The sequence below is a fragment of the Dyadobacter fermentans DSM 18053 genome, from assembly GCF_000023125.1.
GTDB lineage: Bacteria > Bacteroidota > Bacteroidia > Cytophagales > Spirosomataceae > Dyadobacter > Dyadobacter fermentans.
Window position 1 is genome coordinate 4,842,774 of the sequence record NC_013037.1, and the last position, 17,211, is coordinate 4,859,984.

15 protein-coding genes are annotated in these 17,211 nt (G+C 49.3%); 8 read left to right on the forward strand and 7 right to left on the reverse strand.

Annotated features, from left to right (window positions below):
• Nucleotides 1-28 precede the first annotated feature (28 nt).
• A complete protein-coding gene (lpdA, locus tag DFER_RS19870; protein WP_015813442.1) occupies nucleotides 29-1,426 on the forward strand; it encodes a dihydrolipoyl dehydrogenase in 1,398 nt (465 codons plus the stop codon).
• 258 nt (nucleotides 1,427-1,684) lie between these two features.
• The gene (locus DFER_RS19875; protein WP_015813443.1) at nucleotides 1,685-2,167 is read left to right on the forward strand and encodes a nucleotidyltransferase; all 483 of its coding nucleotides are present in this window, start codon (nucleotides 1,685-1,687) and stop codon (nucleotides 2,165-2,167) included.
• On the opposite strand, the gene DFER_RS19880 is transcribed toward DFER_RS19875, so the two are convergent.
• On the reverse strand, nucleotides 2,168-3,163 hold the full coding sequence (locus tag DFER_RS19880; protein WP_015813444.1) for a polysaccharide deacetylase family protein: 996 nt from the start codon (nucleotides 3,161-3,163) through the stop codon (nucleotides 2,168-2,170).
• 87 nt (nucleotides 3,164-3,250) lie between these two features.
• A complete protein-coding gene (locus tag DFER_RS19885; protein ID WP_187293397.1) occupies nucleotides 3,251-4,951 on the reverse strand; it encodes a DUF4153 domain-containing protein in 1,701 nt (566 codons plus the stop codon).
• 176 nt (nucleotides 4,952-5,127) lie between these two features.
• On the opposite strand from DFER_RS19885, the gene DFER_RS19890 reads away from it, so the two are divergent.
• Entirely contained in the window at nucleotides 5,128-6,105 is a 978-nt protein-coding gene (locus DFER_RS19890) for a DUF6268 family outer membrane beta-barrel protein (RefSeq protein ID WP_015813446.1), read from the forward strand.
• A gap of 36 nt (nucleotides 6,106-6,141) precedes the next feature.
• Here DFER_RS19890 and DFER_RS19895 read toward each other — a convergent pair whose 3' ends face one another.
• From DFER_RS19895 to DFER_RS19905, 3 genes are read right to left on the reverse strand one after another with little or no spacing between them, the layout of a single operon-like run.
• Nucleotides 6,142-7,119: a bifunctional heptose 7-phosphate kinase/heptose 1-phosphate adenyltransferase gene (locus DFER_RS19895; protein ID WP_015813447.1), complete on the reverse strand. Its 978-nt coding sequence runs from the start codon at nucleotides 7,117-7,119 to the stop codon at nucleotides 6,142-6,144.
• A gap of 41 nt (nucleotides 7,120-7,160) precedes the next feature.
• Nucleotides 7,161-7,589: a GNAT family N-acetyltransferase gene (locus DFER_RS19900; RefSeq protein ID WP_015813448.1), complete on the reverse strand. Its 429-nt coding sequence runs from the start codon at nucleotides 7,587-7,589 to the stop codon at nucleotides 7,161-7,163.
• Nucleotides 7,586-8,842: a bifunctional 3,4-dihydroxy-2-butanone-4-phosphate synthase/GTP cyclohydrolase II gene (locus DFER_RS19905; RefSeq protein WP_015813449.1), complete on the reverse strand. Its 1,257-nt coding sequence runs from the start codon at nucleotides 8,840-8,842 to the stop codon at nucleotides 7,586-7,588. The genes DFER_RS19900 and DFER_RS19905 overlap by 4 nt, the downstream gene beginning before the upstream one ends.
• Before the next feature lie 180 nt (nucleotides 8,843-9,022).
• Here DFER_RS19905 and DFER_RS19910 point away from each other — a divergent pair, with 180 nt between their 5' ends.
• The 4 genes from DFER_RS19910 to DFER_RS19925 all read left to right on the forward strand — a co-directional run bounded on the left by DFER_RS19910 (nucleotide 9,023) and on the right by DFER_RS19925 (nucleotide 14,559).
• Entirely contained in the window at nucleotides 9,023-10,999 is a 1,977-nt protein-coding gene (locus DFER_RS19910; RefSeq protein WP_015813450.1) for a T9SS type B sorting domain-containing protein, read from the forward strand.
• 452 nt (nucleotides 11,000-11,451) lie between these two features.
• Complete coding sequence (locus DFER_RS19915; RefSeq protein ID WP_229206057.1) at nucleotides 11,452-13,116, forward strand: T9SS type B sorting domain-containing protein; 1,665 nt, start codon at nucleotides 11,452-11,454, stop codon at nucleotides 13,114-13,116.
• Between the two features lie 55 nt (nucleotides 13,117-13,171).
• Nucleotides 13,172-13,519 (forward strand): YbaB/EbfC family nucleoid-associated protein, encoded by a 348-nt coding sequence (locus DFER_RS19920; protein WP_015813452.1) that lies wholly within the window; start codon nucleotides 13,172-13,174, stop codon nucleotides 13,517-13,519.
• Nucleotides 13,520-13,530: 11 nt separating this feature from the next.
• Nucleotides 13,531-14,559: a glycosyltransferase family 2 protein gene (locus tag DFER_RS19925; RefSeq protein ID WP_015813453.1), complete on the forward strand. Its 1,029-nt coding sequence runs from the start codon at nucleotides 13,531-13,533 to the stop codon at nucleotides 14,557-14,559.
• Here the strand turns inward: DFER_RS19925 and DFER_RS19930 are convergent.
• Entirely contained in the window at nucleotides 14,540-14,761 is a 222-nt protein-coding gene (locus DFER_RS19930; RefSeq protein ID WP_015813454.1) for a PspC domain-containing protein, read from the reverse strand. The two genes, DFER_RS19925 and DFER_RS19930, sit on opposite strands and share 20 nt — an antisense overlap.
• Nucleotides 14,762-15,113: 352 nt before the next feature.
• On the opposite strand from DFER_RS19930, the gene DFER_RS19935 reads away from it, so the two are divergent.
• The gene (locus DFER_RS19935) at nucleotides 15,114-15,308 is read left to right on the forward strand and encodes a cold-shock protein (RefSeq protein ID WP_015813455.1); all 195 of its coding nucleotides are present in this window, start codon (nucleotides 15,114-15,116) and stop codon (nucleotides 15,306-15,308) included.
• A gap of 65 nt (nucleotides 15,309-15,373) precedes the next feature.
• On the opposite strand, the gene lysS is transcribed toward DFER_RS19935, so the two are convergent.
• A complete protein-coding gene (gene lysS / locus DFER_RS19940) occupies nucleotides 15,374-17,089 on the reverse strand; it encodes a lysine--tRNA ligase (protein ID WP_015813456.1) in 1,716 nt (571 codons plus the stop codon).
• Nucleotides 17,090-17,211 lie beyond the last annotated feature (122 nt).

Consider the following 17,211-nt stretch of genomic DNA (forward strand, 5'->3'; position numbering starts at 1 on the left):
CCATTTCGTACAATAAAAATACCGGAAAATGGCTCAAACATATGATGTGATTGTAATTGGTAGCGGCCCCGGGGGTTATCCCGCAGCCATTCGTGCTTCCCAATTAGGACTTAAAGTTGCGATTGTTGAAAAAGAAAGTTTAGGAGGAATTTGCCTTAACTGGGGCTGTATCCCAACCAAAGCGCTATTGAAAAGTGCTCAGGTATTTGAGTATATCAAGCATGCGAAAGATTACGGTATCAATGCAGCCGAATACTCAGCTGATTTCGGTGCGGTGATCAAACGCAGCCGCGGCGTGGCCGATACCATGAGCAAAGGCGTGTCGTTCCTGATGAAAAAGAACAAGATCGACGTCATCATGGGTGCCGGTAAAGTGAAAGGCCAGAAAACGGTTGAAGTAACTGACAAGGATGGCAAAAAAACAGACTATACCGCTTCAAAAGGGGTGATCATTGCAACGGGTGCACGCGCACGCGAGTTGCCGAACATCAAACTGGATGGCGACAAGATCATCGAATACCGCAAAGCGATGAGCCTCGAAAAACAGCCGGCTTCCCTGCTGGTAATCGGCTCCGGCGCGATCGGAATGGAGTTTGCTTACGTCTATAACTCAATGGGAACCAAGGTTACCGTCGTTGAATTCCTCCCTAATCTGGTTCCGGTTGAAGACGAAGAAATTTCAAAAGAGATCGCGAAGCAGTACAAAAAGATCGGCATCGAAACTTTGGTCAACTCTTCCGTTGAGAAAGTGGATACGAGCGGCAAAGGCTGCAAAGTGACCGTTAAAACGCCGGAAGGCGAGAAAACTTTCGAGGTTGATGTAGTGCTTTCAGCAGCAGGTATCGTTGCCAATATCGAAAACATCGGTCTGGAAGAAACCGGCATTAAAACCGACAAAGGCAAGATCGTCGTAAACGAATGGTACGAAACCAGCGTTCCGGGTTTCTACGCCATCGGTGACTGTACACCTGGCCAGGCATTGGCGCACGTGGCAACAGCCGAAGGTATCATCTGCGCTGAGAAAATTGCAGGCCACAAAACCGAAGCACTCGACTACGGCAACATCCCGGGCTGTACTTACTGCCAACCTGAGATCGCATCGGTTGGTTTGACCGAGAAAAAAGCGAAAGAAGCCGGTTACGATATCAAAGTTGGCAAATTCCCATTCAAAGCTTCCGGTAAGGCGGTAGGAGCGGGTGTTACCGACGGTTTCGTAAAAGTAATCTTCGACGCGAAATACGGCGAATTCCTCGGTGCCCACATGATCGGTGCCAACGTAACAGAAATGATCGCGGAGGTAGTAGTAGCCCGCAAGCTGGAAACTACTTCCCACGAAATCATGCGTTCAGTACACCCGCACCCAACCATGTCGGAAGCCCTCAAAGGCGCTACCGAGGCGGCATACGGTGAGGCGATCGATTTGTAAGAATGTAAGACTTCGGCTGTCGGCTTTCGGCTGTCGGAATGTTGATAATGGCAATGCCCGGGAATTATTCCGGGCATTGTTTGTTTTTGGGGTTTAATAAAATTGGGGTTAAATTTAATTCATAACAGTTCTCAACTTCCTATGTCTGCAAACGCATTAACCAGGTCATATTCCGAAAATCTGGAAGCGCTGATTCACTTGAACGGCGTTGCAGGCAAGCTATATCGTTCGAATCCAAGAAATAAAAATCAGCATTCGATGGACATTAGCAGCGAAGACGTTTTACAGCTTTTAAGAAGCTTAAACGAGCACCAGGTAAAATATTTGCTGGTCGGAGGAATGGCGGGCGTGGTACACGGCCATATCCGTACAACATTAGATATGGACCTGTGGATCGGGAACACGCACGAAAACACTGAGGCATTTGTAGGAGCACTACTGGATAATGAAGTAATAGGCGCTGAGCTTTTAAGAACGATGCCGCTCATTTTCGACTGGACATCTGTAAGGTTTGGGAAATCGGGTTTTGAATTCGATTTGGGGCATTCGCTTAAAGCATTTGCAGCAACTGATTTCGAACAATGCCACAACCGCGCACTCATCGCAGACTACGATGGTGTGCCTTTCAGAATCATTCAACTGCACGACCTTATCATCGAGAAGAAGGCAACGGCAAGGAAAAAGGACCTTGCCGATTTGGAGGAATTACAGCGGATTTGGGAGGAACAAGAACGAAGCTGATTACTTCACCTTCTGTCGGCGCTGCATCGCCTCCCGCCAGGTCGTCAGCACAATGCCTTCTTTCTCAATATACTTCCGCAATTGCGGATCGATCATGGCCAGGAAATCGCCTTCGCGGGTGGGCCAGGAGTCGGAGATGTGGGGGAAAACTTCGGTGTGGATCGTGCAATGCATGATCACCATCGTGAGGCCGGGTTTCAGCTTGCCGATCGCTTCGATGTATTTGGCGGTTTTGTATTGCTGTAATGCTTTTTCGGATTTGTCGCCGTTTGCAGGGCCTTTCCAGCCGTAGCTGCTGTTTTCGAGGTCGTCGAGGACGGGCAGGCCGGCTTCCCAGAGTTGTTTTCCTACTTTCTGGGTCATTTCGAATTGCTTGTCGATCATTTTTTCTTCGCCGCGAATGGCCGTATTGTGCCCGCCGGGGAACATGACGGGGATTTTTTCCTGCATTCCGACTTTCAAATACCTTTCCAAAAACTCCGGCGTCGCGAAGAGCGTGCCCATATGCGAATCGAGGTGCGTGGGCTCGAAGCCCATTGTGCGGGCGCGTTCCAGTTGTGCGCGGATTTCAGTTTCTACTTCGTCCGGCGAAGCGTTTTTCACCACATCCGCCACGCTTCGCCACAATGCGCCCTCAGAGTCGGTGAGGCCTTTTACATTCGTTTTGCCGGCCAGCGGGCCCCAGCGGTAATCTTTCCATTCGGAAGTCATGGTTAAATGCAACCCGGCGTCGATATCCTTATTCTCTTTCCAATAATGCACAAAACCGGGCACCCAGCCGCAAGGCATCATCACGCTCAACGAATTAGCAACACCCTCGCGAATAGCCCGGATAGCGCCCTGATTGGATTCGTACGACATGCCCACATCGTCGACGTGGATAATGAGGACTTTTTTGCCTTTCGGATACCCAAGCTTTTCGGCGTAAGTAGGTTCGGTTTGTGCAAATGCAGACATGGAAGGAAGAATGGCTAGCAGGAATAGCAGTTTTTTCATAACCAAAATTTTGCTTGGATGAAGCTGGAAGTCTGGGTTTATACAGCGAAAGTGTGGTTTCGGGCTATTTGAACAAAATCGAAAATGCTACCTATAAAACAAAACGCCGTTGCCATAAAAGTAACTGTTGTTGCTGGACGAAATGGACCGGAATACCAGCTTATAGCTTCCGTGGAAAAGTACAAGCGAATCTTGCGGCACATCCATGGCATGCGTTCCATACGCTGCGTGCAACGCATTCACCCGGTCCGATACATTCCAAACGGTAACTTTCTTTTTATCCCGTGTCAGCGCCCACATCTTGCCATCCTGCTCGATTTTGAGCTCAACATGCCCGTCGCTGATGACCTTGTCCTCGCTGGCATCAATGAATAGCGCATGGTCGAAGCCAGCTAAGGATATTCCGGCTGCATTTTTAGCAAATTGGGAAGAGTGGTTTGTGAACAGTCCGGAGTTTTCTTTTTTATCTGATATGACAAACTTATCCAGGGAAGATTCCATTGATGCGTAGTACTGGTAATCGCTTCTGTCCTTTTGCTTAAATCCGGCGAAGTAGGGTTCCAGGCCACGCAACTCGCGATTTCTGAAAAATCCGATGATGGAAACAAGTTGATCTTTGTCTTGCTTGGGCACTGTTTTTTGACGAGCAATTTGATGCCTTGAATCAAGAATCTGGTTTCGTACCAAAATCGCTTCAAAGCGTTTTAACTGACTATTTTTTGCCACCACAAAAATATTCCACGGGCCAATCGGCAGTAAAAAACACAAGATAGACAGCGTGACAGGGATCCACCGGATGTCGTCGCGCTTGCCGGAGAGGAAGTAAAGGGTAATTCCCGCCAGCCAGAATGCCAGCACGGCAACAATATACCGGTTCTCAGTAATGCCATAATCAATGATTCGCCGGAATATGCCAATGAAAAGCAGCACGATCAGCGGCACCAATGCGACGTAATAGCGCCGGCTGAAAATGCTTACCCACCGCTCGGTCATACTTTGGCGTAGAGGATAAAGCAAGAGCAAAGCAAAAATCCCAGCGACGGAAAATGCGAGTACCAGGTATGCCACTCCTCCCTCGGGAAGCTTCCATTGAAACATAATCTTCCCTAAATAAGTGTAGATGATGGCCAGGTACACTACTTCCAATGGTAGAAGCACATACTGGGTAAAAACCTTCAATCCAACTGGATAGTCGTTTTTAAAGTCGGCAGGTGCTGGAATTTTACTCAAAAAGAAGACGGTGTGGAAGAAGCTGGAAACGACGATGAGCAGGTCTAGCTCGATGTTAAACTTGTAATTGATATTGAAGAGATACTTAACCGTCTGGACCGCGATGAGCAGGCCAATGTAGAGCGTGCCCGCATACAGCGACGCGTTCAAAAATTGCAGGAAAAGCGTTTTGTTGAATTGCCAGAAATTCTCCTTGTCGCTCGTACCGATAAACGGGGCATACGAAACCACCAAATGTGCTCCTGCGAGCAGCATTAAAAACCGGTATGTGTCGGTTTGATTCGGTTCGGTATCGAGCGTGAAGTAGTAAGCGGTAAGCAGAATGGCTGCAAGGCTAATGAGCGTGGGGCGGAGATAACTTTTCCACTGCTGCCTTTCCTCTGATAACCGAATCGCCAGCGCTAACGGCAATGCCAGCGTTGCAATGAAGGATAATCGTGTCAGTTGGCTTCGGGCTGCTCCATCCGTGTAAGGAATTTCGGTGAGCCAGATGAGAAGAATTGACTTAACCAGCGCAATGAACGTGGCCCATTTATAACGCAAAATTGTCTCGACCAAACTATCGCTCAATGTTTTTAGCGAAGGGAATTTGAACATAGCATGTTATATTTTTCTCAATACAATCTGTAAATCAACAAACTTTTTATCACACTTCTGATCTAACCGATTACACAATAGCCCCAGACTTTCCGCGTTATTTGCCAACATTTTAACGCATCCCCCTGACTTCCTGCATGGCTAACTCGCGCAACCTGTTAACCTGTCTGCTACTCGGCCTGACCGTTTCGGCAAAAGCCCAGCATTTTTCACTAAGCCGCCTTTTTTATCCCAATCTGACGCTCAAAGCGGATTATAATGTGCCTTCGAGCCTGGATGGAACGCGGGATTATGGTGTTTCCCGGACGGGTTTTTTTGGAATTATCCCGCTTCAAAGCGAGGTGCAGCTCGGTTACAGTTTGAGAAAGAAGTTTGATTTACGGGCGGTGCATACCGTGGCGCTGGCGCAGTACACACAGATCCAGCCGACTTTTGATGGCAAGAATGATCCAGCAAACGGCTATAAAACGTTATCTCTCGGCGTGATCCGTTTGCAGGCCAGTATCAAGGACCGGCTTTGGGTGTATGGCGGCGGATTGGGGATGACGGAGAGCAACGAAACGTTTTTCAGCCCGCAGCCATTCTTTTGGGGAGGCGCTGCGCGAATGCACGTGCTCGGGCTTCGCACGCAGTTTATGTATGGCTCTGTGCTGGCTTATAACCAGAAGCTGCGGTTCATTCCGGTGTTTGGGGTGAATAAGGGGTTAGGCAAGCGCTGGCGCGTGTCGGCATTGCTGCCTTTTATGGTGAATGCGAATTACAAGGCTACGAAATGGTTTAACGTGGATTTTCTGGCCGGATTGAACGGTTATAGCGGCGGTTTCCAGGTGCAGACGCCGGAAGAGAAGGCGTTACGGCGCGAAAATTACCGGCAGATTAAAACCGGCGTGGCCGCTAATGCGCATTTGTTTTCAGTGCTGAATGTGTCGGTGGAGGCGGGTGTGACCACATTTCGCCAGTTGCGCACCTTCAACAGCGCGCGGGAAAACCTCACTTCGTACACCCCCGCGACCACGCCTTACATAGGCGCGAGCGTGCGCTACATTACGAGCAGATCGAAGTTTTCTTCCAAATTCATGCGCAGGATGAGCCTGGGCGAAGGGGGAATCTGGTAACGGAAAATGGGAGTTCTGTAAGCGCCTGGCCAGCCATCAAACCAGCTTTTTGGCTTCCGATTTCAACAAGGCCTTATCAATCGGTACTACACCCACCATTTCACATACAAGCCCGCCGCCGAGGTTCGAAATGGCCGCCACGCTTTTGGCAGGCAATTTCAATGCGACACAGCAGGCCGCAATGCTGATCACGGTGTCGCCCGCGCCGGAAACGTCGGCGATTTGGCGGATGTGCGCCGGCAGTTTGTGGGTTTCTTCATTAAAATCAATGAAAACGCCTCTTTCCGAAAGCGTGATCAATGCGCCTTTGGCTTGCAGCGAATCTTTCAAGTGCTGCACGGTCGCTTTCAGCTCGTCAAGGTTATCCACATTGAAATCCACTTTTAAACCTTCACGAAGCTCTTTCAGGTTTGGTTTGAACAGTGTGACGTGGTTATAGGCAAGGAAATTGCGCTTTTTGGGGTCTACAACGGTCGGAACGTTGTGCTCGTTGGCAAATGCCGTGACTTCGGCGATGGATTCGGGCGTAAGTACGCCTTTGTCGTAATCTTCAAAAATGATCACCTGGCAGGAAGGAATCAGCTCCTTGGCTTTCGCGACCAGTTTTTCGGTTTCTGATTTTGAAACAGGCTTATCTGTTTCCGTATCAATGCGCACAACCTGCTGGGAACCAGCGATAATTCGTTCTTTGATCGTGGTAATGCGGTCGTCGCTGCGGATCAGGCCTTCACAGTTCAGTCCTTTTTCTTTCAGGCTGTTTTCGAGCAGGTCGCCGGGGCCGTCGGTGCCGATTACCGAGCAAATAATGGCCTCTGCTCCAAGCGATTGTACGTTAAGCAGTACATTGCCGGCGCCGCCCAGCCGGTATTCTCTTTTTTGAACATTCACCACCGGTACAGGAGCCTCCGGCGATATTCTTTCAACTTTTCCCCAAACATAGGAATCGAGCATCACATCGCCGATTACCAGTACACGAAGGGTATCAAATGCTTCAAAAACCTGATCGATTGTCATGTAGTTATGTGCTAAAATTGCCGGCAATCTGGTGTAAAAAATCAGACCTTAGCAACGAAATGCAGGCTGGCAACCTGAAATCTTTTATTGAGATAAAGCCGGTGCGCGTCCGTCCGGGCTGCATTTACGCCGGAATCGAGGTGGATTTCGTCGAATCCCTCTGTTCGGGCGTAGTCGGCGATCCAGTCGAGCAGCTGGCCTGCGTAACCTTTCCCACGCTGCGTCGGCAAAGTCGAAAGATCGTCGATGTAGATGTATTTTCCACGAAAAAGATTGTAACCGGTTTCAAAAACGGCTACTGCGGCGGCGTCTGGGCTGCCGTCTTCGATGAATATGATTTGCCGGTTGTCGGCGAGGGTTTGCTTCACGGCGTCGGTGTAAACGTCATCGGTCAGCAATGGCCGCAGCGCCTGAATGGCGCCGCGACATTTGAGAATATCGTCGTCGGAAGTGACGCGTTGGATCGTCATAGTCCTTTGCTGTGGCCCACTATGGTTGACAGATTGCTCAGATTGTGACCCATTTTGTCACGTTTCGTGAGCAGGTATTTTTCATTATACGGGTTCGCAGGAATCTCGATCCCCACCGAGTCCACGATTTCGAGGCCGTAACCGATCAGTCCGGCACGTTTTTTCGGGTTGTTGGAAATGAGTTTGATCTTGGTCAGTTCCAGGTCGCGGAGGATCTGTGCACCCACACCATAGTCGCGGTCGTCCATCGGGAAGCCCAGTTCGAGGTTGGCCTCCACGGTGTCGCGGCCCATTTCCTGCAATTTATAAGCCCTGAGTTTGTTCAAAAGGCCAATTCCACGACCTTCCTGGTTCATGTAAACGATCACGCCTTTGCCGGCTTTGTCCACCATCTCCATGGCAGCGTGCAGTTGCGGACCGCAATCGCAGCGGCAGGAGCCGAAAATATCGCCGGTTACGCATGAAGAATGTACGCGTACGAGCACAGGCTCATCCTTCTCCCACGTGCCTTTCACCAATGCCAGGTGCAGGTCGCCGGTGTTGATCTGACGGTAAGCGATCAGGTCGAAATGGCCCCATTTGGTGGGCATATCGACGCCGATCTCACGTTTGATCAGCGATTCTTCGCGCAGGCGGTATTCGATCAGGTCTTTGATGCTGACCAGTTTCAGATTAAACCGGTTGGCGATCTCGCGCAGCTGAGGCAGGCGCGCCATGGAACCATCTTCATTTAAAATTTCGACCAAAACCCCCGCCGGAGACAATCCCGCGAGACGCGGAAAGTCGATCGCCGCTTCGGTGTGCCCCGTGCGGCGGAGCACTCCGCCTCTTTTCGCTTTCAATGGGAAGATATGTCCCGGCCGGCCGAGGTCGGTCGGCTTCGTTTCCTTGCTTACAAGCGCCTGAATGGTTTTCGAACGGTCGCTGGCGGAAATGCCGGTGGTGCAGCCATGCCCGAGCAAGTCAACCGAAACGGTGAACGCGGTTTCGTGCAGGGCGGTGTTGTTACCCACCATCATTTCGAGTTCCAGTTCGGCGCAGCGCTCTTCGGTAATGGGCACGCAGATAAGCCCGCGGCCTTCCCTGGCCATAAAATTGACTATTTCCGGCGTTACCAGTTCGGCAGCGCAGATAAAATCACCTTCGTTTTCACGGTCCTCATCATCTACAACGATGATAAGTTCACCTTTTTTGATTGCTTCAATGGCGTCTTCGATAGAGTCCAGCGCAATCGGGTTGATATGGTTACTCATTAATCGGGTTAATGAAAAAATAGTTTTAAACTAAAACTCGTTTTTACTTCGTAAAGGTACGTTGATAATGTCGAAAGTTCTATTTTTGAACGTCCGTTACAAATTGAACAATGGATTTGCATGATCCGTTTCACCAGTCCGGACCTGCATTAGCGTACCTCGCGACCTACTTTACTCACTATGAAACATAAGCTACTGATCCTATTTTTGTTGGGCATTTTTTCGCTTTTTAAGCAAGAAGTTTCAGGTCAGGGCAGCAGCGCGAGGACGGGAGCTACACAGAGTTTTTGCGGCACAACGGGCGCTTTCACGGTAACGCCCGAGGTAGGCTGCGCACCGATGAAGGTCGATATTGAGAGCCAGATGACCAATGGAGTGAATGTTACGTATTCCTATGATTTCGATCGAAACAGTAACAATCCACCCGCCCCGGCGGACCGTTCCTATGCATTAACACATACCTACAATACCCCCGGCACATACACCATCCTTCAATACGGCAGCGCCGGCGGCACGGGTTTCAGTGAATGTAAGGAAGTGACTGTGAAAGAAACCCGCGGTCCCAAAGCCGAACTCATCGCTTGTTCCAGCGGAAAAGTGCGGGTTACGCTCGGAGACGATGCCATTACGAAAGCCTATGACGCCGTAACGATCAACTGGGGCGACGGGAAAAGCGAGAATGTGAACCTGAAAACAAGCACGGCTGCGTTTTTCGAACATACTTACGCCGCTGCGGGCAATATTCCTGCCATTACATTAAAAGGTTCTTACGCCAATAGCACTTGTGCGGCGGAAGTAAACGCGACTACACTTACGGCCGGCGCGCCGCAGTCATTGGCCGCTATCCGCATACGAAGCGTAGAAATGCCCGCCAACGGCGACGCGAAGGTGATTTACGACGGGATGGAAGGAATCGAGACCAAGGTTTACATCGCGTTGGGTAACGGCGATTTTATTTTTACCAATAAAACCGGCCAAACCGGCGGCGCGCAATCGGTAACAGTGCCGCTACTGGACCCGAAACTCGTGTACCGCTTCCAGCTCTGGTCGACGGACATTTGCGGAAATGTGGTTAAAAGCCCGATTGTGAGCAGCATAGCGATCAAGCAGGGCGGTTTGTCGCTGGATGAGATCATTTCCATGGAATGGGAAAACGAAACGAATACCGATGGTTTGGTAGAATATCAGCTCAAAAGGGACGGTGCGGTGATTTTCACGACGCCCGACAAACGCTCGTATGAAGATACCGGCGTCAAATGCGGCAACACCTACCAGTACGAAATTGTGGCGATCATTGAAAACGATGTACGTTCCTATTCCGCCCCCATTAGTCTGGAACCCAAGACTTCCGCCCCCGGAGATATTACCAATGCAGTGGTGACGGTGAAAGACAATAACACCATCGGAACCAAGGTGGAGCTCTCGGGCGAAGGGCTTACGAGCGCCTATAATCTGATCGTGGAACGCGCATTGCTGGGATCGGGGAGCTTTGAAGTGGTGTCGCCGGCTAACAACCAGAGCCTGCAATGGGACGATGCGAATGTGAGTACTTCTCAAAATTCATATTGCTACCGGTTCCAATATGAGAATGCCTGCAAGATGAAATCGCCGTCGTTCAGCGCGCCGGTTTGCTCCATTTTGCTCACCACCCGCACTCCCGACATTGTCTGGAATGGCGAAGCGCCTTTCCTCAGTGCTGTCGGGACCTATGATTTGCAGCAGGTTGACGAAGGCGGCAGCCTGATCAACGTCATTTCAAAAGGAACGTCCACTAATCATACGCTCGATCTGGCATCGCAATCGGATTTCGGCTACCGTGTTGAAGCGAAATCTGCGGATGGCAATTTTACAAGTTTGTCCAATTTGCTCAATTTCAGGAGCGAAGCGATTATCCTCGTACCCGACGCATTCACGCCGAACGGGGATGCTTATAACGAGCGGTTCGAGGTGAAGGCTTATTTTGTCAAAGAATTCAGCATGTCGATTTTCAGTCGCTGGGGCGAAGTGATTTACCATACGAAAGATATCACCGAAGGCTGGGACGGCAATTTCAAAACGGGCGAAGCGCCGGGCGGTTATTACCTCTACAAGATTGAAGCGACAAATGCTACCGGCCAGACGGTCGTCAAAAATGGTAGCTTTATGCTAATAAGATAGGATTTTTCCAATACGACAATCAATGGGATAATACTTTTTTAATAATCCCGTTTAATAGGTACGCATTATAGCCACCCCTAAATAGCTTATTTTTGCTATCGCATTTTTAAATTCGTTACGATTTCCCAAAAACTTATCGTTTATCTATCGTCTTTGAAAAAAGCTCAGGGTTAAATATTGCCACACTTATGAGAATAACACTACCTCTTCTTTGTCTTGGACTACTCTTTTCGTCTTTTCCAGCATCTGTATTTGCACAAGGCCTTTGTGATAATGGAGGCGGGGCGTTTTCAATTGCTCCTTCCGAAGGCTGTGCTCCTTTGAATGTGAAAATTACCAATCAGACGAATAACACAATTGATTTACAGTATAATCTTGATTACAGAGGTCAGGCTAATCCCGGATATTCTGGAAATCTCGCATCCTATCAATATAGTGTTCCCGGATCCTTTTTGATTCTTCAGAAAGCATTCCTCTCAAACGGGACGATTGCATATAAATGTAATCGCGCAACCGTTTACGACACCAGGGGAGTAACGGCTCAATACTCGTCCTGCGGAGGTGGGAAAGTTGTATTGACATTGGTGGATAACGTGGTTCTGAAAGCGTACGACCAGGTCGAAATCAAATGGGGGGATGGCGAGACTTCGATATGGAATAAAGGCGGGGCATTGATTTTTGAGCATAACTATGCAAACGTGTCAAATGCTCCAACGGTATCGATAACAGGTTTATATGCGGCAGGAAAGCCATGTGCCAAGGGAATTACCGCCAACCTGCCAATAAGTTTTGAAAGACCTCAACTAAATGCAATCCAAATGTCGAGCGTGGAGATGAGGGGAGATGGAACGATTCGTTTGATTTACCTCGGAGTGGCGGGTATTCCAACGCAGATTCAATTCAGTTCTGATGGAACCAATTTTGCTGCGCATGGCACGAGGTCGTCCGGCGGTACGCAGCCTTACGATATCAAAGGCCAGAACACCGCACAAGTTTACAAAGTGAGGCTATCCTCAGAAGATCTTTGTGCAGGAAGCACGCTCACACAGCCACTGAGCACCATGACTCTCTCGGGAACTTCCACTGACGGTGCAAATAATCTGAAATGGAATCAATATCCCGATGCAGCGCAGTTTGAGGGCTACGATTTGCTACGCGATGGCAATGTTATCAAAAGCTTCACTTCACTCGGAGAAACATCTTACACCGATTCGGATGTGGAATGCGGAACGTTTACTGAATATCAAATAGTAGCGAAATTAAAGAACGCCACTTCCACCTCTGCTCCCGTAGGTCTAAGAGTGGAAACAGGCAGTGCAAAGCCACTTGCGGGGGGCTCTGTGTCGGTTCTTGATGCGAGCAGCATTGCTATTAAGGCGGATGTTCCCGGAGCCGGGCCCAACACGACGTTTCAATTATCGATCGAACGCGCCGAGGCTGGCAGCACATTGTTTAAGAAGATCATCACGCTTTACAATCAGAGCGAGTACATCGACGATGCTGCTAAAACCAGCGAACTTTCCTACTGCTACCGCATGAGCTACGAAAACTCCTGCGGCCAGAAAGTGCCGGCCTCCGAACCGATCTGCACTATTCTGCTCAGTAAAAATCTGACAACCCTTAACTGGACGGGGGAAAACCCGATCCTCGGCGGCACGGAAGGTTACACGGTCGTCCAGACCGGGTCGAGTGGTAATTCGGAGGACATTCCGGTGCAAAAGAGCACGAGCTACACCGTGAAGCTCAATAACCAAAGCGACCTGGAATATAATTTTCTGATTAAGGCAACGTCGCAGGATGGCGATTTTGAAAGTTTGTCCAATATTGTCAACTACCGGCGCAATGCAGGCGTGTTTGTCCCCGATGCTTTTACGCCCAATGGAGACGGTTTTAACGATATTCTCGAAGCCAAATCGGAGCAATTGCAGTCTTTCAAATTTTCGGTCATGAACCGTTGGGGCGTGGTCGTTTTCCATTCCGATGACATTGCGAAAGGCTGGGACGGAACCGTTGATGGGACCAATGCGCCGGTGGGTTATTACTTCTACAAGATGACTTTCGTCGACGACATCAATCAAACTGTTGAAAAAAGCGGTACTTTTATGCTTTTACGGTGAGGAACTATTTCCGTAAAATAAGTTTTTTCAAGGTTTAAACTTAATTAGTACAGCTATGTTTGGAAATATGGCGGACATGATGGGCCTCATGGGCAAAATGAAGGACATCCAGTCGCGTATGAAAGAAGCACAGGAACAGCTTGTTCACATTACCGAAACCGCCGAATCAGGTGGGGGAATGGTGAAAGCTACGGTTGATGGAAAGAGAAAGCTGCTTACCCTGGACATTGATAAGGACCTCATTAATTCCGACGATAAGGAAATGCTGCAAGATCTCATTGTTGCGGCCGTGAACAAAGCCAATGAGAATATCGAATCCAAAATTCAACAACATCTGCAAAAGGCAACGGATGGAGTGCTTCCTAACATTCCAGGGCTGGATTTGGGCGGCTTTATGAAATAACCGAATACCCAATGGCTCCCTCTGTTGCGATTGTAATCCTGAATTATAACGGTCAGCATTATCTCGAAAAATTCCTTCCCAAAGTCATCGAACACTCCGGAGATCATGCGATCTGGATTGCCGATAACGCCTCCACAGACCAGTCGCTCGATTGGCTGAAAACCCATTATCCTGAGCTTAAAACGCTCATTATCAATGAAAACAAAGGCTATGCGGGAGGTTATAATGACGCGCTGCGCCGTATCCAGGCCGACTATTACATTCTGCTGAATTCAGACATTGAAGTGACCGGGAACTGGATCGCCCCGGTGATCGCATTCATGGAGTCGGATCCGCTGATTGCGGCTTGCCAACCGAAAATACGCGCTTACGATCTGCCTACGCACTTCGAATATGCGGGAGCCGCGGGCGGTTACATGGATTACCTGGGCTACCCATTCTGCCGCGGCCGAATTTTCGACACCAGGGAGGAAGACCTGGGACAGTACGACGATGAAAAGGACGTTTTTTGGGCCACAGGAGCCTGCTTGTTCGTGCGGTCATCGGCATTCCACGCCGCCGCAGGCTTCGACGAATCGTTTTTCGCACATATGGAGGAGATCGACCTCTGCTGGCGGTTACTTAATATGCGTTACCGCATTACCTATTGCGGGAAATCGACGGTTTACCATGTCGGCGGAGGCACGCTGCACAAATCTAACCCGCGGAAAACTTTCCTGAACTACCGCAACAACCTGATCATGCTTTACAAAAACCTGCCGAAAGGCCGGAGGTGGAAAACGATATTGATCAGGCTGATCCTCGACGGCCTTTCGAGCGTTCGGTTTATGGCTACCGGTGCATGGCCCGACGTTTTGGCCATCGTGCGCGCGCATTTCGCCTTTTACGCGATGATCCCCGAGCTCACGCGCAAAACGCAACGAACCCGTTACCGCGCGCCGCTATATTACAGAAGTGTTGTTTGGGAATATTTCGTGCTTGGAAAGCACAAGTTTGGCAAGCTTACCGGCATTGAGCCCATCAAAGCTCCCAGATTGTAGGACTGTTATGCCTGCGCCAATGCTGGTGCAGCTCCATCCAGAAAGCCAATACCAGATAGAGAATGATCGGTGAGCCGAAGGTCATGAATGTGGCGTAAATGAAGTATTTCCGGATGCTGCTGGCCGGGAAGTTGAGCTTTTCTCCCAGTTCTGCACAAACGCCAAATATTTGGTTCTCAACGAAATACCTAAACTTGTTCATACCTGTATCTAGATAATTGCCTCATAATTAGCGATTTTCGCCGTGATATGCAATTAAGCGGTGTGATTTTTGCTTTAAATAAGCCAAAAAGGCAAAATACCGCTTGCTCGTTAAATTTTCAAATTCTTTAATCAAATAAATTGTTTTACAAACAATTTTTGTTTCTTTGTGATTGAAGATTTTGTAAGTTGTTCATTATAATCAAGATGTCTTCGGGAAAATTTCCAAAATTTCTTTTGCTAATGCGTTGAGCCTCCCTCAATTATTTGGTAGAGCCATTTCGACTTTTAACTGAAACGCCTACATATCTTCTGTATTTTCACCTTATTTCAATTTTTTTATTTCAACTATTATGCCAACAGGTACTGTAAAATTTTTCAATGAAGCTAAGGGATACGGCTTCATCGTGGAAGACGACACAAAAAAGGACATTTTTGTGCATGTGACAGGATTGGGAGGACTTACTATCCGTGAAAACGACCAAGTAGAATACGAAGTCGTTGAAGGAAAAAAAGGGCTCAACGCTGTGCAGGTGAAAAAGATATAGTTGTATTTTTTTTGCAAGAGAAATTAAAAATGCCGCTGGTCTAGCGGCATTTTTAATTTATAACCTTATTCCACCCAGGACTTTATATCGTCCAGCTGCGGCATTTTCTCTTCTATTTTGAGCTTCTTGCGCATCCCGCCCAGGTCATTAAAGATCTTGTTTGCATTGGCGCCTTTCAGTTGCTCGATCGTCAGTATATTCATTTTCTGCAATGCGGGCACCCATACCGCCGGCACGCCGGCTTCTACGTAGTCCGATTCTTTCGCGATTTCCGCTTTCTTCTCCGGACGCATTTGCGGGAAGAAGATCACTTCCTGAATGCTCACATTGTCCGTCAGCAACATCGTGAGGCGGTCAATGCCGATCCCGATTCCGGCAGTCGGAGGCATGCCGTATTCCAGTGAGCGGATGAAGTCGTCGTCCATTTCCATGGCCTCGTCGTCGCCCTTCTCTTTCAGTCGGAGCTGGTCTTCGAAACGCTCTTTCTGCTCGATAGGGTCATTGAGCTCAGAATAGGCATTGGCGATCTCGCGGCCATTCACAAACAGCTCGAAACGCTCTACCATGCCTTTTTTGGTGCGGTGTTTCTTCGTCAGCGGCGACATTTCAACCGGGTGGTCGATGATGAACGTAGGCTGGATAATGTTCGATTCCACTTTCTCACCGAAAATTTCGTCGATCAGCTTGCCTTTGCCCATGCTTTCGTTCACCTCCATGCCCCATGCACGGCATTGTTCGCGGATCGCCACTTCGTCGAGCGCCTCCACATCCAGGCCAGTAAATTGCTTGATCGCATCTGTAATGCTGAGCCTTGGGTAAGGGCCTGCAAAATCGAGCTCCACGCCATTGAAAGTGGCTTTGGTGGTGCCATTCACGGCCAGGGCCACCTTTTCGAGCACCTCCTCGGTCATTTTCATCATCCAGAGGTAATCCTTGTAAGCCACATAGAGCTCCACGGTCGTAAACTCGGGGTTGTGCGTGCGGTCCATTCCTTCATTACGGAACAGTTTGCCAAACTCATACACGCCTTCAAAACCGCCTACAATGAGCCGTTTCAAATGCAGCTCCGTCGCGATACGCAGGTACAAGCCCAGGTCGAGCGCATTGTGGTGCGTGGTGAAAGGCCTTGCAGCCGCACCGCCGTGGATCGATTGCAGCACCGGCGTTTCCACTTCCAGCCAGCCGTTCGAATCAAAATGCGAACGCATGGTGGTGATGATCCGGGCCCGTTTGATAAATATCTCGCGCACCTCGGGGTTAACGATTAGGTCCACGTAACGTTGGCGGTAACGCAGTTCGGGGTCGGTGAATCCGTCGTGTACATTGCCGTCCTCGTCACGCTTCACCACCGGCAGCGGGCGGAGCGATTTGTTCAGGATCTTGAATTCCTGCACGTGAACCGAGATTTCGCCGGTTTGGGTAGTAAATACAAAGCCCGTAACGGCGATCATGTCACCGATATCGAGCAGCTTTTTGAAAACAGTATTATATAATGTCTTGTCTTCGCCGGGGCAGAGGTCGTCGCGGCGGAAGTAAAGTTGAACGCGTCCCGTGCTGTCCTGGAACTCGGCGAAAGCGGCGCTTCCCATAATGCGGAAGCCCATCAGCCGGCCGGCCATGGTCACGTGTTTATAGTCGATCTTGTTGTTTTCGTAGTTTTTAAGGATGTCGGCCGCGTAGGCGTTCACGATAAATTCCTCGGCAGGGTAAGGCTCAATGCCCATCCGCATGAGTTCTTCGCGCTTTTGACGGCGCAGTATTTCCTGTTCGCTCAGTAGCATCTTACAGCAATGGATTGGTAAATGGAACTGGTATATTCCAAAAGGGTGCGCAAAACTACTACTTTTTGCGCTGAATAGCGAACAAGCGGCCGTTAAGATACTGTAACCGCCCCTGGAACATT

Bases quoted from the DNA above. Each gene is read 5' to 3' on its own strand.
- lpdA (WP_015813442.1), top strand. From the start codon at position 29: ATGGCTCAAACATATGATGTGATTGTAATTGGTAGCGGCCCCGGGGGT.
- DFER_RS19875 (WP_015813443.1), top strand. From the start codon at position 1,685: ATGGACATTAGCAGCGAAGACGTTTTACAGCTTTTAAGAAGCTTAAAC.
- DFER_RS19880 (WP_015813444.1), bottom strand. From the start codon at position 3,163: ATGAAAAAACTGCTATTCCTGCTAGCCATTCTTCCTTCCATGTCTGCA.
- DFER_RS19890 (WP_015813446.1), top strand. From the start codon at position 5,128: ATGGCTAACTCGCGCAACCTGTTAACCTGTCTGCTACTCGGCCTGACC.
- DFER_RS19895 (WP_015813447.1), bottom strand. From the start codon at position 7,119: ATGACAATCGATCAGGTTTTTGAAGCATTTGATACCCTTCGTGTACTG.
- DFER_RS19900 (WP_015813448.1), bottom strand. From the start codon at position 7,589: ATGACGATCCAACGCGTCACTTCCGACGACGATATTCTCAAATGTCGC.
- DFER_RS19905 (WP_015813449.1), bottom strand. From the start codon at position 8,842: ATGAGTAACCATATCAACCCGATTGCGCTGGACTCTATCGAAGACGCC.
- DFER_RS19910 (WP_015813450.1), top strand. From the start codon at position 9,023: ATGAAACATAAGCTACTGATCCTATTTTTGTTGGGCATTTTTTCGCTT.
- DFER_RS19920 (WP_015813452.1), top strand. From the start codon at position 13,172: ATGTTTGGAAATATGGCGGACATGATGGGCCTCATGGGCAAAATGAAG.
- DFER_RS19925 (WP_015813453.1), top strand. From the start codon at position 13,531: ATGGCTCCCTCTGTTGCGATTGTAATCCTGAATTATAACGGTCAGCAT.
- DFER_RS19930 (WP_015813454.1), bottom strand. From the start codon at position 14,761: ATGAACAAGTTTAGGTATTTCGTTGAGAACCAAATATTTGGCGTTTGT.
- DFER_RS19935 (WP_015813455.1), top strand. From the start codon at position 15,114: ATGCCAACAGGTACTGTAAAATTTTTCAATGAAGCTAAGGGATACGGC.
- lysS (WP_015813456.1), bottom strand. From the start codon at position 17,089: ATGCTACTGAGCGAACAGGAAATACTGCGCCGTCAAAAGCGCGAAGAA.